Annotated in this window: 23 protein-coding genes; 14 read left to right on the forward strand and 9 right to left on the reverse strand. The window is 70.1% G+C overall.

Annotated features, from left to right (window positions below; all coding sequences use genetic code 11):
- The first annotated feature begins 342 nt into the window (after nucleotides 1-342).
- From FKV24_RS11695 to FKV24_RS11725, 7 genes are all read left to right on the forward strand, one after another.
- Nucleotides 343-1650, forward strand: coding sequence for a dicarboxylate/amino acid:cation symporter (locus FKV24_RS11695; protein ID WP_111267400.1), 1308 nt, complete (start codon nucleotides 343-345; stop codon nucleotides 1648-1650).
- A 200-nt stretch (nucleotides 1651-1850) separates the two neighbouring features.
- Nucleotides 1851-3857 (forward strand): transketolase, encoded by a 2007-nt coding sequence (gene tkt, locus FKV24_RS11700; RefSeq protein WP_141482506.1) that lies wholly within the window; start codon nucleotides 1851-1853, stop codon nucleotides 3855-3857.
- Between the two features lie 399 nt (nucleotides 3858-4256).
- The gene (locus tag FKV24_RS11705) at nucleotides 4257-4931 is read left to right on the forward strand and encodes an ABC transporter ATP-binding protein (RefSeq protein WP_141482507.1); all 675 of its coding nucleotides are present in this window, start codon (nucleotides 4257-4259) and stop codon (nucleotides 4929-4931) included.
- Nucleotides 4921-5910 carry an HlyD family secretion protein gene (locus tag FKV24_RS11710; protein WP_141482508.1) on the forward strand — a complete coding sequence of 330 codons (990 nt, stop codon included), beginning with the start codon at nucleotides 4921-4923 and terminating at the stop codon, nucleotides 5908-5910. Before FKV24_RS11705 ends, FKV24_RS11710 begins: the two co-directional genes overlap by 11 nt.
- Complete coding sequence (locus FKV24_RS11715) at nucleotides 5907-6920, forward strand: HlyD family secretion protein (RefSeq protein WP_111267396.1); 1014 nt, start codon at nucleotides 5907-5909, stop codon at nucleotides 6918-6920. Before FKV24_RS11710 ends, FKV24_RS11715 begins: the two co-directional genes overlap by 4 nt.
- Nucleotides 6917-8200 carry an efflux RND transporter periplasmic adaptor subunit gene (locus tag FKV24_RS11720; RefSeq protein WP_190238522.1) on the forward strand — a complete coding sequence of 428 codons (1284 nt, stop codon included), beginning with the start codon at nucleotides 6917-6919 and terminating at the stop codon, nucleotides 8198-8200. The genes FKV24_RS11715 and FKV24_RS11720 overlap by 4 nt, the downstream gene beginning before the upstream one ends.
- Nucleotides 8197-9447, forward strand: coding sequence for an ABC transporter permease (locus tag FKV24_RS11725; RefSeq protein WP_141482509.1), 1251 nt, complete (start codon nucleotides 8197-8199; stop codon nucleotides 9445-9447). Before FKV24_RS11720 ends, FKV24_RS11725 begins: the two co-directional genes overlap by 4 nt.
- A 26-nt stretch (nucleotides 9448-9473) precedes the next feature.
- Here the strand turns inward: FKV24_RS11725 and FKV24_RS11730 are convergent, their stop codons facing one another.
- The 7 genes from FKV24_RS11730 to FKV24_RS11760 form a co-directional block, all read right to left on the reverse strand.
- The gene (locus FKV24_RS11730; protein ID WP_141482510.1) at nucleotides 9474-11441 is read right to left on the reverse strand and encodes an acetyl-CoA hydrolase/transferase C-terminal domain-containing protein; all 1968 of its coding nucleotides are present in this window, start codon (nucleotides 11439-11441) and stop codon (nucleotides 9474-9476) included.
- A 58-nt stretch (nucleotides 11442-11499) separates the two neighbouring features.
- On the reverse strand, nucleotides 11500-12120 hold the full coding sequence (modC, locus tag FKV24_RS11735; protein WP_190238521.1) for a molybdenum ABC transporter ATP-binding protein: 621 nt from the start codon (nucleotides 12118-12120) through the stop codon (nucleotides 11500-11502).
- Nucleotides 12117-12824: a molybdate ABC transporter permease subunit gene (gene modB / locus FKV24_RS11740; protein ID WP_111267392.1), complete on the reverse strand. Its 708-nt coding sequence runs from the start codon at nucleotides 12822-12824 to the stop codon at nucleotides 12117-12119. Before modB ends, modC begins: the two co-directional genes overlap by 4 nt.
- A gap of 3 nt (nucleotides 12825-12827) precedes the next feature.
- Entirely contained in the window at nucleotides 12828-13625 is a 798-nt protein-coding gene (modA, locus tag FKV24_RS11745) for a molybdate ABC transporter substrate-binding protein (RefSeq protein WP_141482515.1), read from the reverse strand.
- 135 nt (nucleotides 13626-13760) lie between these two features.
- Nucleotides 13761-14642: an MBL fold metallo-hydrolase gene (locus FKV24_RS11750; RefSeq protein WP_111267391.1), complete on the reverse strand. Its 882-nt coding sequence runs from the start codon at nucleotides 14640-14642 to the stop codon at nucleotides 13761-13763.
- Nucleotides 14643-14646: 4 nt separating this feature from the next.
- Nucleotides 14647-14994, reverse strand: a complete 348-nt coding sequence (locus FKV24_RS11755; RefSeq protein ID WP_111267390.1) for an ArsR/SmtB family transcription factor — start codon at nucleotides 14992-14994, stop codon at nucleotides 14647-14649.
- A gap of 4 nt (nucleotides 14995-14998) precedes the next feature.
- A complete protein-coding gene (locus tag FKV24_RS11760) occupies nucleotides 14999-15391 on the reverse strand; it encodes a rhodanese-like domain-containing protein (protein ID WP_111267389.1) in 393 nt (130 codons plus the stop codon).
- Nucleotides 15392-15485: 94 nt separating this feature from the next.
- Here FKV24_RS11760 and FKV24_RS11765 point away from each other — a divergent pair, with 94 nt between their 5' ends.
- The 7 genes from FKV24_RS11765 to FKV24_RS11795 are packed head-to-tail and all read left to right on the forward strand — an operon-like array spanning nucleotide 15486 to nucleotide 22810.
- A complete protein-coding gene (locus FKV24_RS11765; protein WP_141482511.1) occupies nucleotides 15486-16781 on the forward strand; it encodes an NAD(P)/FAD-dependent oxidoreductase in 1296 nt (431 codons plus the stop codon).
- Between the two features lie 37 nt (nucleotides 16782-16818).
- Nucleotides 16819-17025, forward strand: coding sequence for a YgaP family membrane protein (locus FKV24_RS11770; RefSeq protein WP_111267387.1), 207 nt, complete (start codon nucleotides 16819-16821; stop codon nucleotides 17023-17025).
- Nucleotides 17012-18097 (forward strand): efflux RND transporter periplasmic adaptor subunit, encoded by a 1086-nt coding sequence (locus FKV24_RS11775; protein WP_170288292.1) that lies wholly within the window; start codon nucleotides 17012-17014, stop codon nucleotides 18095-18097. The genes FKV24_RS11770 and FKV24_RS11775 overlap by 14 nt, the downstream gene beginning before the upstream one ends.
- Nucleotides 18090-21356 carry an efflux RND transporter permease subunit gene (locus FKV24_RS11780; RefSeq protein ID WP_141482513.1) on the forward strand — a complete coding sequence of 1089 codons (3267 nt, stop codon included), beginning with the start codon at nucleotides 18090-18092 and terminating at the stop codon, nucleotides 21354-21356. The genes FKV24_RS11775 and FKV24_RS11780 overlap by 8 nt, the downstream gene beginning before the upstream one ends.
- A complete protein-coding gene (locus FKV24_RS11785; protein WP_111267384.1) occupies nucleotides 21353-21823 on the forward strand; it encodes an OsmC family protein in 471 nt (156 codons plus the stop codon). The genes FKV24_RS11780 and FKV24_RS11785 overlap by 4 nt, the downstream gene beginning before the upstream one ends.
- Entirely contained in the window at nucleotides 21820-22260 is a 441-nt protein-coding gene (gene trxC / locus FKV24_RS11790; protein WP_111267383.1) for a thioredoxin TrxC, read from the forward strand. Before FKV24_RS11785 ends, trxC begins: the two co-directional genes overlap by 4 nt.
- Before the next feature lie 10 nt (nucleotides 22261-22270).
- Nucleotides 22271-22810, forward strand: coding sequence for a protein tyrosine phosphatase family protein (locus FKV24_RS11795; RefSeq protein WP_111267382.1), 540 nt, complete (start codon nucleotides 22271-22273; stop codon nucleotides 22808-22810).
- 6 nt (nucleotides 22811-22816) lie between these two features.
- Here FKV24_RS11795 and FKV24_RS11800 read toward each other — a convergent pair whose 3' ends face one another.
- Nucleotides 22817-23620 (reverse strand): S1/P1 nuclease, encoded by an 804-nt coding sequence (locus FKV24_RS11800; RefSeq protein WP_141482514.1) that lies wholly within the window; start codon nucleotides 23618-23620, stop codon nucleotides 22817-22819.
- A gap of 81 nt (nucleotides 23621-23701) precedes the next feature.
- Entirely contained in the window at nucleotides 23702-24325 is a 624-nt protein-coding gene (locus FKV24_RS11805; RefSeq protein WP_111267380.1) for an OmpW/AlkL family protein, read from the reverse strand.
- Nucleotides 24326-24442: the final 117 nt, after the last annotated feature.

Genomic DNA, 24442 nt, shown 5'->3' on the forward strand with positions numbered 1-24442 from the left:
GCATTTGCCGACGGCCCGCGCTGGGCAGCGATCGCCGCGCCGGCCGACGCCACCCTGCCACCGCTGTATCCGGACGATCGGCGCGCCTGAGCCACGGGCGTACCCGAATCGCCCCGCCAATCGAACTGGCCAGCAGGAGCGGCGTCCGTCGCGGTGCCGTCCGGCCCCGTCGCGCACACCCCCGCGCGGCGGGAACCGCCCGGGCGTTTCCCGGCCACGCCGGGAGCTGGCGGCTTCCCTGACCGTGCCGCCGCTCGCGACCGGCGTCGCTCCTCCCACACCCTCCCGGCGGGCCGCTGAGCCGGTTTGCTAAGCTCGCCGGGTTCCGACGGAAGCGAGCCCATGACCGAAAACAGCAACACGTCCGGCCTGTCGCTGCACACCCGCATGCTGATCGGCTTCATCGTCGGCGCCGGCGCCGGCATCGCCGCCAATGTCTTCGTCGGTCAGGCCGGTTGGCTCGACGGCCTGATCCACTACGTCACCGACCCGGTCGGTCAGCTGTTCCTGCGCCTGCTGTTCATGCTGGTGATGCCGCTGGTGTTCTCGGCGCTGGTGCTGGGCGTGGTCGAGATCGGCGACGCCAAGTCGCTGGGCCGCATCGGCGGCAAGACGCTGTTGTGGATCCTGGTGGTGACCGCGATCGCGGTCACCATCGGCCTGGTCTGCGTGAACGTGCTCGAGCCCGGCCGAGGACTGCCGCAGGAAGTCGGTCAGGAGCTGCTGGCCGCCGCCTCCGACCGCGCCACCGAGGTCGCCAGCAAGCGCGAGGGCGTGTCCGGGCTGCAGATCCTGCTCAACATCGTGCCGCGCAACCCGGTCGCCGCTGCCGCCAATGGCGACCTGATCGCGGTGATGTTCTTCGCCCTGATGTTCGGCATCGCCGCGACCGTGATCCAGAGCGAGGGCACCCGCAGCTTCGTCTCCACCGTGCAGGGCGTGTACGACATCTGCCTGAAGCTGATCGGCTGGGTGATCGAACTGGCCCCGTACGCGGTCGCCGCGCTGCTGTTCTCGATCACCGCCAAGCTCGGCTTCGACGTGCTGGTGCAGCTCGCACGCTACGTCGGCACCGTGGTGCTGGCGCTGGCGATCCATTTCTTCGTGGTGTTCCCGCTGCTGCTGCGGACCTTCGGCCGGATGTCGCCGCTGGCGTTCTTCCGCGGCGCCGAGCCGGCGCTGTTGACCGCGTTCTCGACCTCCTCCTCCAGCGCGACCCTGCCGACCACGCTCAAGGTCACCGAAGAGAGCCTGGGCGTACCGCGGCGGGTGGTGCGCTTCGTCTGCACCCTCGGCGCCACCGCCAACATGAACGGCACCGCCCTGTTCGAGGGCATCACCGTGTTGTTCCTGGCCCAGTTCTTCGGCGTCGAGCTGACCCTGGTCCAGCAGGTGATGGTGCTGGTGCTGTGCATCCTCGGCTCGGTCGGCGCGGCCGGCGTCCCCGGCGGTTCGCTGCCGGTGATCGCGATGATCCTGGTGATGTTCAAGATCCCGCCCGAGGGCATCGGCCTGATCCTCGGCGTCGACCGCTTCCTCGACATGTGCCGGACCGTGGTCAACGTCGGCGGCGACATGGCCGGCTCGGTGGTGATCGGCCGCAGCGAGGCGGCTGCCGAGGCCCGCGAAGCCGCCCGCCAGGCGGGCTGAACGCGGCGGGGCGGGGCTTCCCGGGCGATGTCCCCGGGTTCCGGTCCCGTTGGCGGCGTCCCGGGGCGACATCGGCGCCGCCGGATGGGACAATAGCGCGCCCGCTGCCCCCTGGCCCGGCCCCGGACGCCCGTGTCCAGGCCGCCGGTCCGCGTCGCGGGCGCCTCCGCCCGCCCGCTTCCCAATACTGCCCCGAACCCATGACGACGCCCAGCCGCCGCGATCTCGCGAACGCCATCCGATTCCTTGCCATCGACGCGGTCCAGGCCGCCAACTCCGGCCACCCCGGCATGCCGATGGGCATGGCCGATATCGCCGAGGTGCTGTGGAACGACTTCTACAGCCACAACCCCGGCAATCCGAAGTGGTCCAACCGCGACCGCTTCGTGCTCTCCAACGGCCATGGCTCGATGCTGCAGTACGCGCTGCTGCACCTGGCCGGTTACGACCTGCCGATCGAGGAGCTGAAGAACTTCCGCCAGCTCGGCAGCCGCACTCCGGGCCATCCGGAGAACTTCGTCACCGAGGGCATCGAGACCACCACCGGTCCGCTCGGCCAGGGCATCGCCAACGCGGTCGGCATGGCGCTGGCCGAGAAGCTGCTGGCGCAGCGCTTCAACCGCCCCGGTTTCGACGTCGTCGACCACCGCACCTGGGTGTTCCTCGGCGACGGCTGCCTGATGGAAGGCATCAGCCACGAGGTCGCCTCGCTGGCCGGTACCTGGGGGCTGAACAAGCTGGTCGCGTTCTGGGACGACAACCACATCAGCATCGACGGCAATATCGACGGCTGGTTCACCGACGACACCCCGGCGCGTTTCGAGGCCTACGGCTGGAACGTGATCCGCGGCGTCGACGGCCACGATGCCGCCGCGATCAAGGCGGCGATCGAGGCGGCGCTGGCCTCGACCGGCAAGCCGACCCTGATCTGCTGCCGCACCACGATCGGCTTCGGTTCGCCGAACAAGGCCGGCAAGGAGTCCAGCCATGGCGCCGCGCTCGGCGTCGACGAGGTCCAGGCGACCCGCGAGGCGCTGGGCTGGAACCACGATGCCTTCGCGATTCCGCAGGCGATCGGCCAGGCCTGGAATGCGCATGCGGCCGGCCAGGCCCGCGAGAACGACTGGAACGCGCTGTTCGCCGCCTATGCCGAGGCGCATCCGCAAGCCGCCGCCGAGTTCCAGCGCCGCATGCGCGCCGAACTGCCGTCCGACTTCCTCGTCCAGGCCGACGCCTGGATCGCGAAGCTGCAGGCCGAGGGCCCGGTGGTCGCCTCGCGCAAGGCTTCGCAGATGGCGATCGAGGCGTTCGCGCCGCTGCTGCCGGAGCTGGTCGGCGGCTCGGCCGACCTGGCCCATTCCAACCTGACCCTGTGGAAGGGCAGCAAGTCGGTCGCCAGCGATGACGCCGACGCCAACTACGTGTACTACGGCGTGCGCGAGTTCGGCATGACCGCGATCAGCAACGGTCTGAACCTGCACGGTGGCTTCATTCCCTACGACGCCACCTTCCTGGTGTTCAGCGACTACGCCCGCAACGCGGTGCGGATGAGCGCGCTGATGGGCGCGCACGCGATCCACGTCTACACCCATGATTCGATCGGTCTGGGCGAGGACGGCCCGACCCACCAGCCGGTCGAGCACCTGGCCTCGCTGCGCTACATCCCCGACAACGACGTCTGGCGCCCGTGCGACGCGGTCGAGTCGGCGGTTTCGTGGAAGGCGGCGATCGTCCGCACCGATGGCCCGAGCTGCCTGGTGTTCTCGCGCCAGAACCTCGACCACCAGCCGCGCAGCGATGCGCAGTTGGCCGACATCGCGCGCGGCGGTTACGTACTGAAGGAAGCGACACTGAAGGACCCCGCCGGCGCGCCGCAGCTGATCCTGATCGCGACCGGCTCCGAGGTCGGCCTGGCGATGCAGGCGGCCGAGCGGCTCGGCGACGGCGTGCGCGTGGTGTCGATGCCCTCGACCGACGTGTTCGAGCGCCAGGATGCGGCCTACAAGGAGACGGTGCTGCCGAAGGCCTGCCGCAAGCGGGTCGCGATCGAGGCCGGGGTGTCCGACTTCTGGCGCAAGTACGTCGGCCTGGACGGTGCCGTGGTCGGTATCGACACCTTTGGCGCGTCGGCGCCGATCAAGCCGCTGATGCAGCAGTTCGGCTTCACCGTCGACAACGTGGTCGAGGTCGCGAAGTCGCTGGGCTGAGTCGCCCTGTCATCGCTCCGGAAAGATGGCGCCTTCGGGCGCCATCTTCGTTTCCATCCCTGCCGTCGCCGCCGCTCACCCCCGGTGGCCAAGCTACCGGGAAGGGGCGGATTCGCGCGCGCCTGAACTTCCTGCGACGTTCGCGGTCCCTTCAGCATCATTGTCATGGAACCGGTCGGACGCGTTCGTGCCGGGGCCGTTCATGCCCTTCTGGGCCCGGCGCGGTTCCGGCCGTAGCATGGGCCTTGGCGGCGCGCGCTGTAGCGACCGCGCGTGGCAGTGGTCAGGAACAAGGAGAGGAAGGGAAGACAAGATGGGGCCGTTTCCGCCAATACCCGCTGATCCGTTTCGGTGCGCCGCATCGCGCTGCGTGCTTCCTGGCTGCCGGGGAGACGGCGCTTGATCGAGCTGTCCGGAATCCATCGCCGCTACGACATGAACGGCCAATCGGTGCACGCGCTGGCGGGTATCGACCTGGCCATCGGCGCGGGCGCCTACGTGGCCCTGACCGGTCCGTCGGGCTCGGGCAAGTCCAGCCTGCTCAATATTCTGGGCTGCCTCGACCGGCCCGACGCCGGTTGCTACCGCATCGACGGCCAGGACGTCGCCGGGCTGGACGATGAGGCCACCAGCGACATCCGCAATCGCCGCATCGGCTTCGTGTTCCAGAGTTTCCACCTGCTGCCGCGACTGACCGTGCTGGAGAACGTGCTGTTGCCGCTGCGGTTCTGCCGGGTGCCGCCGGAGCGGTCGCAGGAGCATGCGCTGCACCTGCTCGAGCGGGTCGGGTTGGCCGGCCGCCGCGACCATCGGCCCAATGAGCTGTCGGGCGGGCAGATGCAGCGCGCCGCGATCGCCCGCGCGCTGTTGATGCGGCCGACCGTGCTGCTGGCCGACGAGCCGACCGGCAATCTGGACTCCAGGTCCGCCGCGGACGTGCTCGCGCTGATCGACGAGGTCCATGGCGACGGGCAGACCGTGGTGATGGTGACCCACGACAACGACATTGCCGCGCGCGCGCCGCGCGAAGTCCGTCTGCGCGACGGCCTGATCGAGTACGACCATGCGCGCTGACATCCGCCTCCGCATCGTGACGCTGCTGGCGGTGGTGCTGTGCTGCCCATGGCCCGCGGCCGCGGTGGTGCTGACCGGCGAGGTCCAGGCCGTCGATGCGCAGGGGGTGTTCACGCCGCCGTCGAACAGCTCGCCGGTGGTGCTGCGCTACTACGCGCCGGAAGGCGCCCGGGTCGAGAAGGGACAGGTGGTGCTGCGCATCGATGCGGGGCAGTCCGCGACCCAGGTGCGCGATCTGAGCGCGCAGATCCAGCAGGCCGAGGCCAAGGTCGCCAAGGAGATCGCCGAACTGGAGGTCAAGCGCGTCGACGCCGAGCTCGCCCTGGTCGCCGCCGAGGCGGCGCTGGAAAAGGCGCGCATCGACGCGAAGCTGCCGCGCGAGCTGATCTCCGGGCTGGATCACGACCGCTACCAGGGCGAGTTGAAGCGCGCCTCGCGGGAAACCGCGCTCAAGCGCGAGGAACTGGAGGAGGCGCGCGCGGCGGTGACCCGCCGTCGCGAGGACGGCACGTTGGAAATCAGGCAACTGGCGATGCGGCGCGACTACCATACCGGCCAGGTCGCCACCGCCGAGGTGCGGGCCGACCGCGACGGTGTGCTGGTCCACGGCTTCGACCCGCGCAGCGGAACCCGTTTCGACGAGGGCTCGACGTCCTGGCCCGGCAACAAGGTCGGCGAGATCGTCAGCGACGGCGGGCTCCAGCGGGTGCGCGCCTGGGCGCTGGAGCCGGACCGGGTCGGGCTGGAGGTCGGCCAGTCGGTGGACCTGCGTTTCGACGCGTTGCCCGAGCAGGCCGGCGAAGGCCGGATCGCGCATATTTCCGGCGTGCCCGAGGCCAGGCAGGAGTGGGGAGAGGGCCGCTACTTCGCCATCGATATCGATTTCGCCGAGGCCGCGCCGGTCGACGCGCTGCTGCCGGGCATGAGCGTCCGGGTGGTGCCGCGGGACGGCGGGGAATCGTCCGGAGGTGGCCGATGACACGGACCGGCATGCTCCCGGTGTCGGCCGCGCTGGTCCTGGCGGCCCTGTTCTGCGTGGCCGCTCCGGCGGATCTGGTAGCCGCCCCGATCCGCATGGACGGGGAGGTCTACGCGCGCAGCACCACGCCGTTGATGCCGCCGTCGGTGGACAACATGTGGCAGTACAACATCACCCAACTGGCGCCGGACGGCACGCGGGTGACGCAGGGTCAACCGGTGCTGGCCTTCGACGGTGCCGAGCTGAGCAAGCGGCTGGTCTCGAAGCAGAGCGAACTCAACGAGAAGCAGACCCGTCTCGACACCCTGGTGCTCGATCACGCCGAGCGTCAGCGCAACCAGCAGGTGAGCACGGCCGAAGCGCGCGCGAACCGGGAGAAGGCGCAGCGCAAGACCGAGCAACCAGAGGCGCTCATTGCCGGGGTCCAGTACCGCAAGCTGGTGATCGAGCGCGAGGCGGCGGAGCGCAAGGAAGCCCTGGCGCGCGAACGCGAGCGGCTGGCGGCGGAACAGCGGCACCAGGAGATGCGTGTGCTGACCGCCGAGGTCGAGCGTCTGCAGGCGGAGATCGCGCAGCTGCGGCAGGACATCGGGTCGCTGCAACTGGTCGCCCCGCGCGATGGCCTGATGATGCACAGGAGCAGCTGGAACGGCGAGAAATTCGATGTCGGCTCGCAGGTCTGGCGCGGCCAGGCCGTGGCCGAGATCCCGGATGGCAACACCCTGGCGGTCCGGGCGACGCTGCCCGAGCGCGACCTCCTGCACGTCGCCAATGGCACGCGCGTGCGGGTGATGATCGAAGGCGGCGCCGGCAGCACCCTGGGCGGCCGGGTGGTCGGCGTCGGCCGAGCGGTGCGCAGCAAGTCGCGCCTGCAGCCGGTACCGGTGATCGATCTGGACATCACCCTCGACACCGTGCCCGCGGGTCTCAAGCCCGGTCAGGTGGTGCGGGTCGAGCTGGCGACGGACGCCGGCGGGCGGGGGCGCGTCGCCCAGGAGGCCGGCTCATGAGGCCGGTATCCATTGTCGCGCCCCTGCTGCTGTCGACCGCGCTGGTCCTGTCCGCCTGTACCGGCGATGCGCAGGGGCCGGTCGTCGAACGCGTGCAGGCCGGTCCGTTGCGGCTGCAGGTGGAGGTCGAAGGCGAGCTGAAGGCCCGCGAGGCCACGCCTTTGCTGGTGCCGGGGGCGCAATGGTCGCAACGGCAGCTGGCGTGGATGGTCGCCGACGGCAGTCACGTCGACAAGGGCGAACTGGTCGCCCGCTTCACCGCGCCCTCCGCCGAGCTGGATCTGGAACAGGCGCGCGTCGACCTGCAACGCAACGCGCTGGCGCGCATGGCCAAGCAGGCCGAGCTGGAGGCGGCGCAGGGCCGGGTGGGCGTGGACCTCTCGCAGGTCCGCACCGATCTGGGCATCGCCGAACGCTACGCCAGCGCCGATCTGTCGACGCTCTCGCGCAACGAACTGCTGGATGCGGTCCAGGACACCGAGTTCCTGGGGGTGAAGCAGGGCGTGCTCGAATGGAAGCAGGGTCAGTCCGAGCAGCGCGGCAGTGCCGAGCTGGCGGTCCTGGACGCCCAGCGTGCGACCCATGCGCTGAACGAGAAGAACCGCCAGGGCGACCTGGATGCGCTGGAACTGCGTGCGCCGCACGCGGGAGTGTTCATGCTCACCGCCAACTGGACCGGCGAGAAGCCGGCGATCGGCAGCGCGATGTGGGCGGGCAACGAGTTCGGCAGCCTGCCCGATACCGCCGCGCTGGAGGTGGAGCTGAGCCTGCCGCAGTTGCTGGCGCAGGGACTGGCGGCCGGGCAGGCGGTCGTCGTGCACCCGCTGGGCCGGCCCGACCAGGAGGTCGTCACCGCCCTGTCCTGGGTCGCCAGCAGCGCCAAGACGGTGTCGCGCAACAACCCGGTCAAGTACGTGTCGATGAAGGCGCCGCTGGACGCGGCGTCGGTGCGTCGTTTCGGATGGGTCCCGGGGCAGCGGATGCAGGCGAGGGTGGTGATGCTGGAGGCGGAGGAGGCGATCAGCGTGCCGAACGTCGCGTTGTCCAGCCAGGACGGCCGCAGTCGCGTCGCGGTCATGGACGGCGGCGGCATCGTCCAGCGCACGGTGACGCTCGGGGTCCGCGGGCCGGCGCGGTCGCAGGTGATCGAGGGTCTGGAGGACGGTGATCGGGTGGTGCTCGCCGATACGGCCGTCGGTGGCGAGCCCGCCATCGCCGAAGACGCGCCCGCGTCGACGCCGCCGGATCCTGCCGGTGACGATGCCGGGGAGGCCTCGTGAACGCTTTGCTGCAGCGCTTGCCGTTGATCTGGCGCGAGGCCGTCGAGGAGCTGTGGCGGCGACGCCTGCGCACCCTGTTGACCCTGCTTGGACTGATCTTCGGCGTCGGTGCGATCGTCGCGATGCAGGCGGTCGGCGAGGGCAGCCGCCGCGAGGCATTGCGGATGGTCGAGAGCCTGGGGCTGCACAACCTGATCGTGGAGGCGGTGGCCCAAGACGAGCAGGCGCTGAAGGAAACCCGGGCCCGCAGCCTGGGCCTGAGCGTCGACGACGCGCGTGCCGCATTGCGGGTGGTGCCCGGCGCCGAGCGCTTCGCCGCGGAGAAGGCGGTGCGCACGCACGCGGTGTTCAGCGATGACGGCCAGAGCGACGCCCAGGCCAGCGGCGTCAGTGCCGATTATTTCTCGCTGTCTTCATTGGAAGTGGAACAGGGGCGCCTGTTCGACGCCGCCGACGAGGCGCGCCTGGCCGCGGTCGCGGTATTGGGACGCCAGGCCGCGCAGGCGCTGTTCCCGCAGGGCGATGCGGTGGGTCGCCACCTGAAGGTCAACCATGTGTGGCTGGAGGTGGTCGGCGTGCTGGCCGAGCGCGACCTGGGCGAGGACCGGTTCGAAGGGGTCCAGCTCGGTCTGGAGGGCAATCGGGTCTTCATTCCGCTGCGCAGCGCGCGGGAGCGTTTCAAGTTCCAGGTCGGCGAGGACGAGATCGACCGCTTCCTGTTGCGGCTCGGCGATCCCTCGCAATTGATCGGCGGCGCCAAGGTGCTGTCGGGGGTGCTGGATCAGCGCCACGCGGGCATGCCCGACTATCGCCTGGTGGTGCCGCAGAAGCTGTTCCAGCAGCACCAGAAGACCCAGCGCATCTTCCGGGTGGTGATGGGCGCGATCGCCGGCGTCAGCCTGCTTGTCGGCGGCATCGGCATCATGAACATCATGCTGGCCAACGTGCTGGAGCGGCGCCGCGAGATCGGCCTGCTGCGCGCGTTGGGCGCGCGCCGCGGCGACGTGGTCGCCCAGTTCCTGCGCGAAGCGACGGTCATCTGCATCGCCGGAGCGCTGCTGGGCTTGTTGTTCGGTACCGGGCTGGCCTACGCGATCGCCCTGTTCGCCGGTTGGCAGGTGGCATGGGCGCCGCTGCCGATCCTGGTCTCGGTGGCGTTCTGCGCGCTGGTGGGCCTGGGCTTTGGCGTATATCCGGCGCGCCAGGCGGCGCAACTGGATCCGATCGCCGCGTTGCGCCACGACTGACCGGTACCCGCGGTACCGGCTCCGGATCAGTGCCCGCTGCGTCGCAGCGCCAGCGCCAGCAGCCGCGCCTGCAACCATTGGGACAGGCCGCGCGGCCGCTCCAGTCCCATCCGTTGCAGCGGCCCGGCGGCATCCGCGGGTGCAGTGCCCGAGATCGCGCCGGCGATCGCGGCGAGCACGGTGCGCAGCTTGCCGGTGGTGCCGTCGGTGGCGGCCTTCAGCCAGGCCAGCGCGCGCACCAGACGCTGTTCGATCTCGGTGAAATCGCTGCCCAGCGGGAAGTCGGGCAGGGTGCCGTCGTGGCGCAGCGCCGCCAGTCGCTCGCGCAGCCGTTCGGGAGTGTTGTCGCGCGCATGCGCGGGCAATGCGAAATCCGCGGACAGCTTGCCGGCATCGCGCGCGCTGTCCAGCAAGGCCTGCTGGAAGCGCGCATCGGCGATCGCGGCCATCGCGGCGACGCAGTCCTCGTCGGTCGCACCGCGGATGTCGGCGATGCCGTACTCGGTGATGTAGACGTCGCGCAGGTGCCGCGGGATGGTGGTGTGGCCGTAGTTCCAGACCACGTTCGAGGTCGCCCGGCGGCCGCCACGGGCCGCGCGGAACATCAGCACCGAGCGCGCGTCCGGCAGCGCGTGCGCCATCGCGACGAAGTTGTACTGGCCGCCGACGCCGGAGACCACGCGGCCGTCCTCCAGCGCGTCGGACACTGCCGCGCCGAGCGCGGTCGCCATCATGCAGCTGTTGAAGAAACGCGCATCGCGACGCTGCAGCCGCTCCAGGGTCTCGTTGCCGCCGTACAGCTCGTTGACCGCGCTGACCGGGCGCATGCCGATGCCGCGCCGCGCATCGTCGTCCAGCTCCCGCAACCACCGGTAGAAATCCGGCGAGCCGAGATAGAACGCGCCGTGCAGGTATTCGCCGTCGTGCCGCAGGCGCTGGCGATCGGCGTCGGACAGCCGGTCTTCGGCATCGCGCCGCATCAGTTCGACATCGTCGACGACCCGGCGCCGGATCACCCCGACCTCGACCAGGCGGCGGAAGCCTTCGTTGATCATTTCGCTGCAGCCGTACAGACCCTGCTCGAACGGCCCCAGCGCCGGGTCGTCGGCCGCGGCCGAGCCGAGCGCGCGCAGGACCCGCCGGTAGCCGGCGTTGTCGGTATGGCGCAGCGCCAGCGCATGGCACAGCGCGTCGGCAAGCGCACCGATGCCGATCTGCAGGGTGCCGCCGTCGACGACCAGGGTGCTGGCGTGGAAACCGATCGCGTAGTCGACCTCGCCGACCGGCTGGCGCGGCAGCCCGAACAGTTTCGGATGCGGCCCCGGCGGTTCGGCGACGACGTCGAAGAAGTCGGCATCGACCGCCGCGCTGCCGCCCAGCCATGGCAGCTCCGGATCGACCTCGGCGACCAGCAGCGGGCGCGGCAGGTCGCGCGCCCGGATCGCGGCGAGGGTATCGAAGGTCAGATCGGTGTTGCACGACAGCGAGAGTCGGCTGCCGCCCGGTTCGCGCGCGACCTTCTGCACGACCACGTTGATCGCGCGGTCGGCGAGCGCGCGGGCGACGTGGGTGTAGTTGAGGCTGGCGTAGCGGCGCTGCGCCTGGCGCGCGCCCAGCATCGCGCCGGACTGCATGTAGAACTCCTCGACCTCGATGTGCGCCGGCAGCGCGTTGCGCTTGAGCGCCTGCACGTAGGCCAGGCGCGGGAAGTCCTCGCCGAAGTGGCGCTTCACGAACGGTCCGAGGAAGCGCCCTTCCAGCCCTTCGCCGCCGGCCGGCGGCGGCTCCAGCGACAGTGCGGTGTACAGATGCAGCGGCCGCTCGGGAGTGCGCTGCACGCGTGCGTACAGCGCATTGAGCAGGCGATGGGGCTTGCCCAGGCCCAGCGGCGCGCCGACCCGCAGCGGGCCTTCGGTGCGCTCCAGGATCAGCGCGGCGACGGCGTCGAGGTCGGAAAGTTCGAGTGGCGCGGAGCGCGCGTCGTGGGTCGTCATCGGCCAAGCCTAGCGCCTGCGTCGGTGGCGAGGGGTGATGATGCCGCCATCGCCCCGCTCACTCCAGCACGTGCACCTCGTCGGCCAGACGCTCGACCTCGTCGCGCTGGTGGCTGACATAGACGATCGGCAGGCGGACCTCGTCGCGCACCCGTTGCAGGTAGGGAATCAGCTCGCCGCGGCGGGCCTCGTCGAGCGCGGCCAGTGGTTCGTCCATCAGCAGCAGGTCCGGTTGCGACAGCAGCGCGCGACCCAGCGCCACGCGCTGCGCCTCGCCGCCGGACAGGTTGCGGGTGCGGCGGTCGAGCAGATGGCCGATGCCTAGCAGGGCGGTGATCGCATCGAAGCCGAAGCGCGCATCGCCGTCGCGGCCATGACGGCCGTAGCGCAGGTTGTGGCGCACGTCGAGGTGCGGGAACAGGCGCGCGTCCTGGAACACATAGCCGATCCGGCGCAGGTGCGGCGGCAGGTCGATGCGCGCGGCATCGTCGAACAACACCCGTCCCTCGACCTGGATGCGACCGCGCACGGGGCGGACCAGCCCGGCGATCGCATTGAGCAGGGTGGTCTTGCCGGCGCCGGACGGCCCGAGCAGGGCGGTCACCCGCGCCTCGGATTCGATCCGTATCCGGCGCTGGAACCCGCCCCGGCGCAGCGCGACGTCGATCCGCAGGCTCATGCCTCGTCGCCTCCCTGCTGGCGGCGCACCAGCCATTCCGAGGCCAGCAGCGCGGCCAGCGAGATCGCGATCGCGACCGCCGCCAGGCGCCAGATGCCGGCCTCGCCGCCGGGGACCTGCAGCAGGCCGTAGATCGCCGAGGAGATCGTCTGGGTCTCGCCTGGGATGTTGGAAACGAAGGTGATGGTGGCGCCGAACTCGCCCAGGGCCTTGGCGAAGGCCAGCACCGCGCCGGCGACGATGCCCGGCCAGGCCAGCGGCAGGGTGATGCCGAGGAACACCCGCCACGGCGTCGCGCCCAGGGTCGCGGCGGCCTGTTCCAGGCGCCGGTCGGTGGCTTCGATCGACAACCGTATCGAGCGCACCATCAGCGGGAAGCCCATCACCGCGCAGGCCAGTGCGGCGCCGGTCCAGCGGAACGCCAAAGTCACGCCCAGGTACTCGTGCAGCCAGCCGCCGATCGCGCCGCGGGTGCCGAAACCGACCAGCAGCGCGTAGCCGAGCACCACCGGCGGCAGCACCAGTGGCAGGTGCACCAGCGCATCGAGCAGGGCCTTGCCGGGAAAGCGCTTGCGCGCCAGCAACCAGCCGATCGCGATGCCGGGCGGCAGGCTGCACAGCGCCGCCGCGGTGGCGACCTTCAGGCTCAGCGCGATCGCGGTCAGCTCCTCGGGAGTGAAGGCGATGGTGGCGGTCGCGGTCATCCGTCAGTCCCGCGCGCGCAGCTCGAAGCCATGGCGCCGGAAGATCGCCGCGGCCGCCGGCGAGGCCAGCCAGTCGACGAAGGCGCGGCCGTCCTCGCGGCGCGGCCCGTCGAGGGCCGCGGCCGGGTAGACGATCGGCGGGTGACTGCCGGCGGGGAAGGCCGCGACCACCCGTACCCGCGGCTCGGCGATCGCGTCGGTGCGATAGACGATGCCCAGTGGCGCTTCGCCGCGGGCGACCAGCATCAGTGCCGCGCGCACGTTGTCGGACTCGGCCAGGCGCGGGGCCAGCGACGGCCACGCCCCGAGGTGTTCGAGCGCGGCGCGTGCGTACTTGCCGGCCGGCACGCTGCGGGTCTGGCCGATCGCCAGCCGGCCGTTGCCGAGCGCCCGTTCCAGGGCGCCGGGTACGGCGAGGTCGACCGTCGCGGTCGCCGGATCCGCCGGCGCGACCAGCACCAGGCGGTTGCCGAGCAGTTCGTCGCGATCGCTCGCTCGAACCCGCCCGCGCGACTGCAGGTAGTCCATCCAGTCCAGGTCGGCGGACACGAACACGTGGGCCGGTGCGCCGTTGTCGATCTGGCGGGCCAGCGCCGAGCTGGCCGCATACGACACCCGCACCGGCACGCCGCGCTCGCTTGAGTAGGTGGCGGCGGCTTCGTCCATCGCTTCCTTGAGGCTGGCGGCGGCGAACACCGTCAGCGGCGGCGCCGCGCGCGCCAGGGTGGCGCTCAACAGCGGCGCGGCCAGCAGGAGCATGGCCAGCGCGACGGTGGCGAGCGCGACCGGGAAGCGTCGCATCGCGGTGGCGGGCGACGGCAGAACGGGATTCGGTCCGGTTTCGATCAAGTCCGTGACGCCAGGAGGCGGGCCAGCTGCGAGCCTGCCAGCATTGCGGCCACGAGCACAACCGCCGCGATGAGCTCGCGTGCCGGATCAGTCCAGTGAAGCCGGGATATCGCCCTGCACCGGCGTGCAGAGGTAGCGCCGACCGTTGGGCCGGCTGGGCGGCAGCCGGCCGCCGCGGATGTTCACCTGCAGCGAGGGATACAGCAGGACAGGGGCGGGCAGCTGCGCATCGCGCGCGTGGCGGCGTTGCACGAACTCCTCGCGAGTGGTGTCGCCACTCAGCATCACGTTGTCGCGCTTGCTTTCGGACACGGTCACGCTGCAGCGGCGCTCACGTCCGGCCGGTGGGTAATCGTGGCAGAGCCACAGCACGGTCTCGTCAGCTAGCGCGTACAGGCGCTGGATGCTGGCGTACAAGGTGTCGGCATCGCCGCCGGGGAAGTCGCAGCGGGCTGCGCCCACGTCGGGCGCGAACAGGGTGTCTCCGATGAAGACATGGCCTTCGATGGCGTAGCTGAGGCTGTCCGAGGTATGTCCCGGCGTCGCCATCGCCTCGAAGCGCAGCGTACCCGCATCGATGATGTCGCCATCCCGGAAGGTGGCGTCGAAGGCGTCGGCAAGCATGGGGTCGCCGGGGGGGATGTCGAACACGTCGGCGAAGTGCGCCTGTACCTTGCCGATGCCCGCGCCGATGCCGACCACGGCGCCGGTCGCCGCGCGCAATACCCGTGCCGAGGTCAGGTGGTCGGCGTGCGCATGGGTCTCCAGGATGCGATGCACCGTCAGTCCCGTGCCGGCGATGTAGTCCTGAACCGCTTGCAGGCTTTCGGTGCCGACCCGCCCGGACTTGGGGTCGTAGTCCAGTACCGGGTCGATCACCGCCGCATCGGTGCCGCGATGGACCACGTAGGTCCAGGTGCCGGTGCCGGCGTGGAAGAAGGGCTCGATGTGCAGGGTCGGCGCGGGCATGGTCTCACTCGCACGGCGGCTCGGCGCCGCAATAGATGCTGTGCAGGGTTCCGATGATGCGTTCGGCGGGGCCTGGCGCCAGCATGTAATAGATGGTCTGCGCTTCGCGCCGGGTGGCGACCAGTCCGTCCTCGCGCAGCACCGCCAGGTGTTGCGACAAGGCCGACTGGCTCAGCGCGACGTGTGCGTTGAGCTCGCTCACCGAACGCTCGCCTTCCACCAGCAGGCACAGCAGCATCAGCCGCTTCTCGTTGGCCAGCGCCTTCAGCAGCCGCGCCGCGTCATGGGCGTGCGCGCGCATTGCCTGCGGGTCGATGCTGGAAAGAGGTGGAGCGGAACGGGTCGCGGGCATGGGCTTACCGTACCACCAGCGGCAGTCCGGCCTCGCTCCAGGCGACGACGCCGCCGGCAATGGAGCGCACATCGGCGAATCCCAGCCGCTGCAGGTTGACGGCCGACAGCGCGGCCCGCCCTCCCGTCCTGCAGACCACGACCACCGGCCGTTGCTTGTGCGACAGGGCGGGGTCGCTGACGTTGGCCACCGCCGGATGGGCGTCGACCTGGAACTCCAGCACGCCACGCGGGATGTTGATCGCGCCGGGGATGTGGCCGGTCTCGAATTCGGCCGGCTCACGGACGTCGATCAGGACCTCATCGCCACGGTCGGCGGCGAACGCCGACGGCGCCACCTCGCGGATCCTGGCGCGCGCCTCGCCGACCAGTTCGGAGGCGGTGATGTACGTGCTCATGCTGTGCCCTCAAATATCAGTTGACACTAATATAAGAGATATCTAATATTAAGTCCAGCGTCCGCCCCCGTGTGCGGGCGGGATGGGTGAAGCGATGTCCAGGATTGTGGTGATGGGTGCGGGTCTGGGCGGAATGAGCGCCGCCTATGAGCTGCGTGAGACGCTCGGCAAGGGACACCAGATCACGCTGGTGGGACAGGGCGAACTGTTCGGCTTCACCCCGTCCAATCCGTGGCTGGCCGTGGGCTGGCGCAAGCCCGAGGACATCACCCTGAAGGTGGCCGACCATGTCGGCAGGCACGGGGTGGTTTTCGACGGCAACGGCGTGGAGCGCATCGACGCCGAAGGCGACGCCGTGATCACGGGCGCCGGCGAGCGTATCCCCTACGACTACCTGATAGTCTGCACCGGCCCGAAACTGGCCTTTGACGAAGTCCCGGGCAGCGGGCCCGACGCTGGCCATACGCAGTCCGTATGCACCACGTCGCATGCGCAGCATGCATGGCAGGCCTACCAGGCGTTCCTGGAAAACCCCGGTCCGGTGGTGATCGGTGCGGTGCAGGGCGCCAGTTGCTTCGGCCCGGCCTACGAATTCGCGATGATCGTCGATGCCGACCTGCGCAAGCGCAAGTTGCGCGACAAGGTGCCGATGACCTTCGTATCCAGCGAACCCTACGTCGGCCACATGGGCCTGGGCGGCGTTGGCGATTCCAAGGGGTTGATGGAGTCGGAGCTGCGTCAGCGCCACATCAAGTGGCTGGTCAACAGCAAGGTGGCCGAGGTGCGCGACGGGGAAATGACGGTGGTCGAGCACGACGCCGGCGGCCAACCCGGCGAAGCGCATGCACTGCCGTTCAGGTTCGCGATGCTGCTGCCGGCGTTCAAGGGCGTGGACGCGGTGGCCGCGGTCGAAGGGCTGTGCAATCCGCGCGGCTTCGTGATCGTCGACAGTCACCAGCGCAGCCCGAAGTACCCGAAGATCTTCTCGGCCGGGGTGTGCGTGGCGATCCCGCCGGTGGAAGTCACGCCGGTGCCGACCGGCGCGCCGAAGACCGGCTTCATGATCGAGTCGATGGTCACCACCATCGTGCGCAACATCCATGCCGAACTGAACGGCCAGACGCCGGACTACGAAGGCACCTGGAATGCGGTCTGTCTGGCCGACATGGGCGACACCGGCGCGGCCTTCGTTGCGCTGCCGCAGATTCCGCCGCGCAACGTGACCTGGACCAAGGTCGGCAAGTGGGTGCACCTGGCCAAGATCGGTTTCGAGAAGTACTTCCTGCACAAGATGCGCAACGGCACCTCCGAGCCGATCTACGAGAAATACATTCTCGGCGCGCTCGGCATCGAGCGGTTGAAGGACGTCAAGCGCAAACCGTCGGCATGAGCCGGCTCAACAAGATTCCCCTTCCGGAGACAATGCGATGAACCTCGATCGTGCCGTGATCGCCTTCGCTGGCGTGATGATCCTGATCAGTGTGCTGTTGGTGCACTTCGTCTCGCCATGGTGGCTGCTGTTCACTGCCTTCATTGGACTGAACCTGTTGCAGGCCAGCTTCAGCGGCTTCTGTCCTGCTGCGCTGGTATTCAGGGCACTGGGCGTCAAGGGAGGCGGCTGTGCGTTCAAGTAAGGCCCTGCTGCCATCGCTGTTGGCGTTGGCGTTGGCCGCCTGCGGTGGCCAACAGACGGCGGACTTGCCGCCGCTGGCCGACGTGCCGACCTTCGAGGTCGTTGCGGGCACCGGCCTGTCCGGCCACGGCTGGGACGGCGTGGTCGAGGCGGTGCGTCGTGCCGACCTGAGCGCGCAGACCGCAGGCCGGGTGGCGGAGATGCGGGTCGACGTAAACGACCGGGTGCGGCAGGGCGACGTGCTGCTGCGCATCACCGCGGTCGAACAGGACGCCGGCGCGAGCGCCGCCCGGGCACAGCTGCGTGCGACCGAGGCCGCGGCGGCCGAAGCCGAGCAGACCTGGCGCCGCTATGCCGCGCTGGCCGACGGACAATATGTGTCGAAGCTGCAGCTCGACCAGGCGCGTTCCGCCCGCGACGCGGCGGTCGCCGCCCGGGATGCCGCCCGTGCCAACCTGGCACAGGCCGCGCAACAGGCCGGCTACACCGTGGTGCGTGCGCCCTTTGCCGGGGTGGTCGCCACGCGCGACGTGGAGCCGGGCGAAACCGTCGCCCCGGGGCAGCTGCTGGTCAGCGTGTACGAGCCGCGTGAACTGAGGATCGAGGTCGCGGTACCGCAGACCCGCGCCGATGCGATCCGTCGCGACCCGCAGGCTACGGTCGTGCTGCCCGGCGGACGCGAGGTGGAGCCGGCCGAGGTGATCGTGTTCCCGGCCGCGGACTCGACCAGCCATAGTGTCAACGTGCGTGTACGCCTGCCCGATCTCGATCCTGCGCCCGCGCCGGGCAGCACCGCGAAAGTGCGGTTCGACGCGGATACGGAAGCGGGCGACGGGGCCGCGCCGCTGCGCATTCCCGTCTCGGCGGTGGCGCAACGCGGCGAACTGAGCGGCGCGTACGTGAAGCAGGGCGATCGCTTGTTGCTGCGCCAGTTGCGGCTGGGCGCGCGCATCGGCGACCAGGTCGAGGTGATCAGCGGCTTGCAGGCCGGCGACAGGGTCGCCCGCGATCCGGTGGCGGCGATGCAGGCGCTGGCGGCGCAGCGCAGGGCGACGGAAGCTACACATGAGTGAGTCCAGGCAATCCGCGCGGCTCGGTGTATCCGGGCGGCTGGCGGCCGCGTTCCAGCAGAACCCCATGACCCCGATCCTGGCGGTGATGGGCCTGCTGTTGGGCTTGCTGGCGGTGATGATCACCCCGCGCGAGGAAGAACCGCAGATCGACGTGACCATGGCCAACGTCTTCGTCCCGTTCGATGGCGCCGGCGCGCGTGACGTCGAACAGATGGTCGCCACGCCGCTGGAGCAGAAGCTCTCCGAGATCGAAGGCATCAAGCATGTGTACTCGATCAGCCGGCCGGGCCTGGCCGTGCTGACGGTGGAATACGAGGTCGGCGTGCAGCGCCAGCCGGCGCTGGTGCGCCTGTACAACCAGGTGTTCTCCAACCAGGACTGGTTGCCGCAGGGCGTCGGCGTGGGCGTGCCGGTGGTCAAGCCCAAGGGCATCGACGACGTTCCGGTGATGGCGGTGACCCTGTGGAGCGACGATCCCGATGTCGATGCGACGCGGCTGGCGGAGGTCGCGCACACGCTGGAGAGCGATCTCAAGCGCATCTCCGGGACTCGTGACATCTACACCATAGGCGCTCCCGAGCGCGCCGTGCTGGTGACCCTCGACGCCACGAAGCTGGCCGCCTACGATCTTTCGCCCGGCGAGCTGGCGCAGGCGCTGCAGGCGGCGAACGTGGTGCGCCAGGCCGGCGAGCGCGTGGCCGCCGACGCTGCGGTACCGGTGACCGCCGGACGGTTCCTGGCATCGGCCGAGGAGGTGGCCTCGCTGGTGATCGGCAGCAATGGCGGCAAGCCGCTGCTGCTGTCCGATGTGGCCACGGTGCAGTCGCGTGGCGATCTGGCCAGCCGCTACGCCTGGTTCGGTGCGCCGGCCGGCCGCGGTGCCGGCCCGGAGGCCGGAATCGCGCCAGCGGTGACGATCGCCATCGCCAAGAAGCCTGGCAGCAATGCCTCGGACATCACCCGCGCGGTCGCGCGGCGCCTCGACCAGCTCAGGGGCGAGCTCATCCCCGACGGCATCCACGCCACGGTCACCCGCGACTACGGCAGTACCGCCGCCGACAAGGCGCTGAAGTTGATCCAGAAGCTGGTGTTCGCCACCGCATCGGTGGTGCTGCTGGTGCTGTTCGCGCTGGGATGGCGCGAGGCCATCGTGGTCGGCAGTGCGGTGGTGCTGACCCTGGCGGTCACCCTGTTCGCCTCGCATGTGATGGGCTTCACCCTCAACCGCGTATCGCTGTTCGCGCTGATCTTCTCGATCGGCATCCTGGTTGACGACGCCATCGTGGTGGTCGAGAACATCCACCGCCACCTGGCGATTCCGGGCGCGGACGGCCGCAAGCGCACGCTGCGCGAGGTGATCCCGCCGGCGGTGGACGAAGTGGGCGGCCCGACCATCCTGGCCACCTTCACCGTGATCGCGGCGCTGATGCCGATGGCCTTCGTGTCCGGGCTGATGGGTCCGTACATGCGGCCGATCCCGATCAATGCCTCGGTCGGCATGCTGCTGTCGCTACTGATCGCGCTGATCGTCACCCCGTGGCTGTCGCTGAAGCTGCTTGGCCGCCACGGCCATTCCGTGGAAAGCGACCATGCGCACGAGGAACGCCAGCAGGGTTGGCTGCATCGCCTGTTCCACAAGGTGATGTCGCCGTTCCTGCTGGGCGCGCGGGCCGGGCGCAGGCGCGGCCTGTTGTTCGCCTCGATGGTGGGCCTGGTGCTGCTGGCCGCGTCCCTGGCGGCGTTCGAGCTGGTGGTGCTGAAGATGCTGCCCTTCGACAACAAGTCGGAGGTGCAGATCGTGGTGGACATGCCAGAAGGCAGCACGCTGGAACAGACCAACGCGCTGCTGGGCGAGCTGGCTGCCGAGGTGGATCGGGTGCCGGAGGTACTGGACTACCAGGGCTACGCCGGCACCGCCGCACCGATCAACTTCAACGGCCTGGTGCGGCAGTATTTCCTGCGCAGCGGCAGCAATGTGGGCGACCTGCAGGTCAACCTGGTCGACAAGCACCACCGCGACCGCCAGAGCCACGAGATCGCGCGGGCGATGCGGCCGGCGCTGGCCGCGATCGGGCGGCGCCATGGCGCCTCGGTGAAAGTGGTGGAAGTGCCGCCGGGCCCACCGGTGCTGGCCCCCCTGGTGGCCGAGGTCTATGGCCCGGAGTACGCGGGACAGCGCCGGATCGCGCGCGCGCTGGCCGAAGACGCGTTTGCGAAGACCGAGGGCATCGTCGACATCGATACCAGCGTGGAGGCCGACGCCCCCCGCGAAACCCTGGTGCTGGACCGCACGCGCGCCGCGCGCCTGGGCGTGGCCCAGACAACGGTATCGGAAGCCATTGCGATGGCGGTCTCCGGCCGCGATGCCACCTACGTGCAGGACGCCAGGTCGAAGTACCCGCGGCCGGTGCGACTGCGGTTGCCGGCGCAGGACCAGGCCTGGTTGCAGTCGCTGCTGGCGGTCAGGGTGCGCAGTGCGCAGGGCACGCTGGTGCCGCTGTCCGAGCTGGTGACCGTGGAGCGCGAGGATTGGGACGGCGCCATCCACCACAAGGACGGCCTGCCGGTGGCCTACGTGATGGCTGACGAGGCCGGCGCGCTCGACAGTCCGCTGTACGGCATGTTTTCCATCGTCGGCAAGCTCGGCGACGCCCGGCCCGCCGGCCAGGCGCTGGACCAGAGCTTCATCGCCCAGCCCGCCGATACCAGCGGCTATGCGATCAAGTGGGACGGCGAGTGGCAGATCACCTACGAAACCTTTCGCGACATGGGCATCGCCTATGCCGCCGGCATGGTGTTGATCTACTTGCTGGTGGTGGCGCAGTTCCGCAGCTACCTGGTGCCGCTGGTGATCATGGCGCCGATCCCGCTGACCGTGATCGGCGTCATGCCGGGCCATGCGCTGCTGCACGCGCAGTTCACCGCCACCAGCATGATTGGAATGATCGCCCTGGCCGGCATCATCGTGCGCAACTCGATCCTGCTGGTGGATTTCATCAATCAGGAGAGCGGGCGTGGGGTGCCGCTGGCCAAGGCGGTGATCGACGCCTGCGCGGTGCGCGCCAAGCCGATCGCGCTGACCGGAGTGGCGGCGATGCTGGGTGCGTTCTTCATCCTCGACGACCCGATCTTCAACGGTCTGGCGATCTCGTTGATCTTCGGCATCTTCGTCAGCACCATTCTCACGCTGGTCGTGATTCCCTTGTTGTATTACACGTTGCTGGCCCACAGGACCGACCGGGAGGCGGACGCGGCATGAGCGGAGAAGAGACCATCCGGCTGAGGCTGGAACAGGACACGCCCTATGGCTTCCGCGTCCACTTCCAGGGCGCCGGCATCCCCGAGCTGATGACCGATGAGCCGGCGCCGCTGGGCGAGGGGCGGGGGCCCAACCCCGCCGCGCTGCTGCTGGCCTCGGTGGCCAACTGCCTGGGCGCCAGCCTGCTGTTCGCATTGCGCAAGTTCAAGAACGCGCCCGGCCCGGTCGAGGTGGAAATCGAGGCGGACAAGACGCGCAACGAGGCCGGCCGCTGGCGCATCCCCAAGGCACGGGTGCGCATCCTGCTGTCCGACCGCGCCGAGTCGCTGGAACACTTCGAGCGCACCCTGGCCCAGTTCGAGCAATTCTGCCTCGTCACCCAGAGCGTACGCGATGGGGTCGAGGTCGATGTGGAGGTGGTCGATGCCGCGGGCGCGCGCTTCGTCCCCGGTCGGGCCGCCGCATGAGCGGGGGGATCATCGTTGCCTGCCCACGTTGCAACGCGCGCAATCGCGTGCCGGCCGCGCGCCTGGGCGAAGCGCCCGGTTGCGGCAAGTGCGGCGCGCCGCTGTTCGACGGTCGTCCGCTGGCGCTGGACGAAGCCGGGTTCGACGCGCATGTGCTGCGCGGCGAGCTGCCGGTGCTGGTGGATTTCTGGGCGCCCTGGTGCGGGCCGTGCCGGGCGATGGCGCCGCAGTTCGAAGCCGCCGCGGCGCAGCTGGAGCCGCAGCTGAGGCTGGCCAAGGTCGATACCCAGGCACAGCCCGGACTGGGCGGTCGCTTCGGCATCCGTAGCATCCCCACCCTGGTGCTGTTCGTCGGCGGCCGCGAGCGCGCGCGTCAGGCCGGCGCGATGGGCGCCGCCGACATCGTTCGCTGGGCCCGCCAGCACCTGCCGCAGTGAGGACGCCACGATGAAACGATTCCTGCTGGTGTCCGCCGCGCTTTGCGCCCTCGGCCTGCTGTCGGGCTGCCGGACGCAGCCGCAGATCGCCAGGCTGCCGGTGCAACCGGCGGGGCCTGTGTCCGGCGTCGACCTGCATGCGCCGCGGCCGGGCCTGTACACCGCCGGCCAGCCCGCCGAAAGCGACTGGAGGGCGATTGCCGCGCGCGGTGTGACCACGGTGATCAACCTGCGCACGCCCGCGGAGATGGACGGGCGCGACGAGGCCGCCGAGGTCGCCGCCGCCGGCATGGACTATCACGCGATCCCGGTGGCCGGCGCAGCCGGCATCGACGCGGACAATGCGGCGGCGTTGGCTGCGCTGCTGCAACGGGTCGACGGCACGGTGCTGGTGCACTGCGCGTCCGGCAACCGGGCCGGTGGGCTGGTCGCGCTGGCCGCGGCCGCGGACGGGCAGCCGGCCGAGCAGGCGCTGCGACTGGGCAGGGCGGCCGGATTGAGCGGCGCCGAGGCGCAGGTGCGCGATCAGCTCGGATTGTCGGCCGAGTAGACGGGTTCAGCCGCCCAGCGCGGCGTTGAGCACCCCGGCCAGGTGGCGTCCGCCCAGCCGCAGCTGCCGTTCGACGACCGGCAGCCAGCGTTCGCTGTAGGCCGGGTCCAGGGTGCCCTTGGGCGGATAGAAGCCGGGGCTGTTGACGATCCTGCAGGAGGCTTCGGCCCAGGCGGCCGGGCTGCCGGGCCGGGCCGGTGCGTCCGCGGCGATCGTCGACTGGCGCAGGCGTGCGAGCCAGCCGGCCTCGCCCAGACCGGCGCTGCCGAGCAGGCCGCTGTCCCACAACGCGTGCAGGTTGCTGCCGCGGCCGTCGATGTTGATCTGGTGGGTGTTGCCGCCGCGGTCGTCGGCGCGTCCGGCGTGCAATGGCTGGTGGATGTCGCCGACGAAGTGGACGACGAACTTCAGCGCCTGCCGGCGCTTGGCGCGTGGCTGGCCGGGGTCGGCGAGGATCGCGACCTGCGCGTCGATCGCGGCGACCACGCAGTCGTCGCCGGGGCAATCGCGGGCGGTGTCGTAGTGGCAGCCGTCCTCGGCGATGTTGACGTAGTGCCAGCGCGCGCTGCGACGGCCCAGGTCGGGGTCGTTGGCGCGCAGCTCGTCGGCCCAGCTGGCGATGCCGGCCAGGCTCGGATCCGCTTCGCCGGCCAGCAGGTCCAGCGCCGCGGCGCGCGCCTGCGGGGTCATGCCGTCCCAGGCCAGGTCGGCGACCAGGCGATGGCCGAGCGGGCCCCAGGCCCGGGCGGAGGGTGACAGGGTGAGGGTGGCGGCCAGTACGGCGGCGGTCAGGGCGGTTCGCAGGGTCATGCGCCCACTCTAGCCGACGCCGTACTTTCACCGGGTGACAGGATCTGCCGGGTGACGGGATCCGGCGTCAGGCGGTCCCGGTCAGAAGCGGACCACGTAGGCGACGCCGTAGATGAACGGATCGATGTCGACCGTGCCCAGCTCGGCGCCGTCGAGCCTGACGTCGGTGTCGATGTCGATCCAGCGCGCGTCGACGCGGATCGCGCTGCGCTCGCTGATGTCGAAGTCGATGCCGGCGTGGGCGGCCAGGCCCCAGGAATCGTCGAGCTTGAGGTCGCTGCCCGACAGCGCGCCGCGGGTGTCCTCGCTGAAGAAGGTCGTGTAGTTCACGCCCGCGCCGAGGAACGGACGGACCTTGCCGCCGCCGTTGAAGTGGTACTGCAGCGAAACCGTCGGCGGCAGGTGGCGGGTGCTGCCGACCGTGCCCAGCCCGTCGATCGCGATGTCGTGCTGGAACGGCAGCGAGGCCAGCACTTCGATGCCGAGGTTGTCGCGCAGGAAGTACTCGAAGGTGATGGTCGGGCGGACGTTGTCGTCGACCTCGACGTCGAGGGTGCCGCCGGCGAGGCTGCCGTTGTCGGACTTGGGATCGACCACGTGGGCGCCGAAGCCGAGGGTCCATTCGCCCTGGGACTGGGCCAGGGCCGGGCTGGCGAATGCGGCCAGGGCGAGGGCGAGGGTGCTGACAATCAGTGGGTTGCGCATGGGTAAGACTCCTTGTCTCGTTGTAGCCAGTGGATGGATCCAATATCCGGCTTCGGGAGTGTCGCGACTTGACCATGCTCAAATCCGTGAACGGCGATGGAAAAGCGTTCAGTCGGC

The sequence above is a fragment of the Marilutibacter maris genome, from assembly GCF_006546735.2.
Taxonomy (GTDB): Bacteria; Pseudomonadota; Gammaproteobacteria; order Xanthomonadales; family Xanthomonadaceae; genus Marilutibacter; species Marilutibacter maris.

Bases quoted from the DNA above. Each gene is read 5' to 3' on its own strand.
- FKV24_RS11765 (WP_141482511.1), top strand. From the start codon at position 15,486: ATGTCCAGGATTGTGGTGATGGGTGCGGGTCTGGGCGGAATGAGCGCC.
- FKV24_RS11785 (WP_111267384.1), top strand. From the start codon at position 21,353: ATGAGCGGAGAAGAGACCATCCGGCTGAGGCTGGAACAGGACACGCCC.
- FKV24_RS11800 (WP_141482514.1), bottom strand. From the start codon at position 23,620: ATGACCCTGCGAACCGCCCTGACCGCCGCCGTACTGGCCGCCACCCTC.
- FKV24_RS11730 (WP_141482510.1), bottom strand. From the start codon at position 11,441: ATGACGACCCACGACGCGCGCTCCGCGCCACTCGAACTTTCCGACCTC.
- FKV24_RS11805 (WP_111267380.1), bottom strand. From the start codon at position 24,325: ATGCGCAACCCACTGATTGTCAGCACCCTCGCCCTCGCCCTGGCCGCA.
- FKV24_RS11710 (WP_141482508.1), top strand. From the start codon at position 4,921: ATGCGCGCTGACATCCGCCTCCGCATCGTGACGCTGCTGGCGGTGGTG.
- modB (WP_111267392.1), bottom strand. From the start codon at position 12,824: ATGACCGCGACCGCCACCATCGCCTTCACTCCCGAGGAGCTGACCGCG.
- FKV24_RS11750 (WP_111267391.1), bottom strand. From the start codon at position 14,642: ATGCCCGCGCCGACCCTGCACATCGAGCCCTTCTTCCACGCCGGCACC.
- tkt (WP_141482506.1), top strand. From the start codon at position 1,851: ATGACGACGCCCAGCCGCCGCGATCTCGCGAACGCCATCCGATTCCTT.
- FKV24_RS11760 (WP_111267389.1), bottom strand. From the start codon at position 15,391: ATGAGCACGTACATCACCGCCTCCGAACTGGTCGGCGAGGCGCGCGCC.
- FKV24_RS11715 (WP_111267396.1), top strand. From the start codon at position 5,907: ATGACACGGACCGGCATGCTCCCGGTGTCGGCCGCGCTGGTCCTGGCG.
- FKV24_RS11720 (WP_190238522.1), top strand. From the start codon at position 6,917: ATGAGGCCGGTATCCATTGTCGCGCCCCTGCTGCTGTCGACCGCGCTG.
- FKV24_RS11695 (WP_111267400.1), top strand. From the start codon at position 343: ATGACCGAAAACAGCAACACGTCCGGCCTGTCGCTGCACACCCGCATG.
- FKV24_RS11795 (WP_111267382.1), top strand. From the start codon at position 22,271: ATGAAACGATTCCTGCTGGTGTCCGCCGCGCTTTGCGCCCTCGGCCTG.
- modA (WP_141482515.1), bottom strand. From the start codon at position 13,625: ATGCGACGCTTCCCGGTCGCGCTCGCCACCGTCGCGCTGGCCATGCTC.
- FKV24_RS11780 (WP_141482513.1), top strand. From the start codon at position 18,090: ATGAGTGAGTCCAGGCAATCCGCGCGGCTCGGTGTATCCGGGCGGCTG.
- FKV24_RS11755 (WP_111267390.1), bottom strand. From the start codon at position 14,994: ATGCCCGCGACCCGTTCCGCTCCACCTCTTTCCAGCATCGACCCGCAG.
- FKV24_RS11770 (WP_111267387.1), top strand. From the start codon at position 16,819: ATGAACCTCGATCGTGCCGTGATCGCCTTCGCTGGCGTGATGATCCTG.
- trxC (WP_111267383.1), top strand. From the start codon at position 21,820: ATGAGCGGGGGGATCATCGTTGCCTGCCCACGTTGCAACGCGCGCAAT.
- modC (WP_190238521.1), bottom strand. From the start codon at position 12,120: ATGAGCCTGCGGATCGACGTCGCGCTGCGCCGGGGCGGGTTCCAGCGC.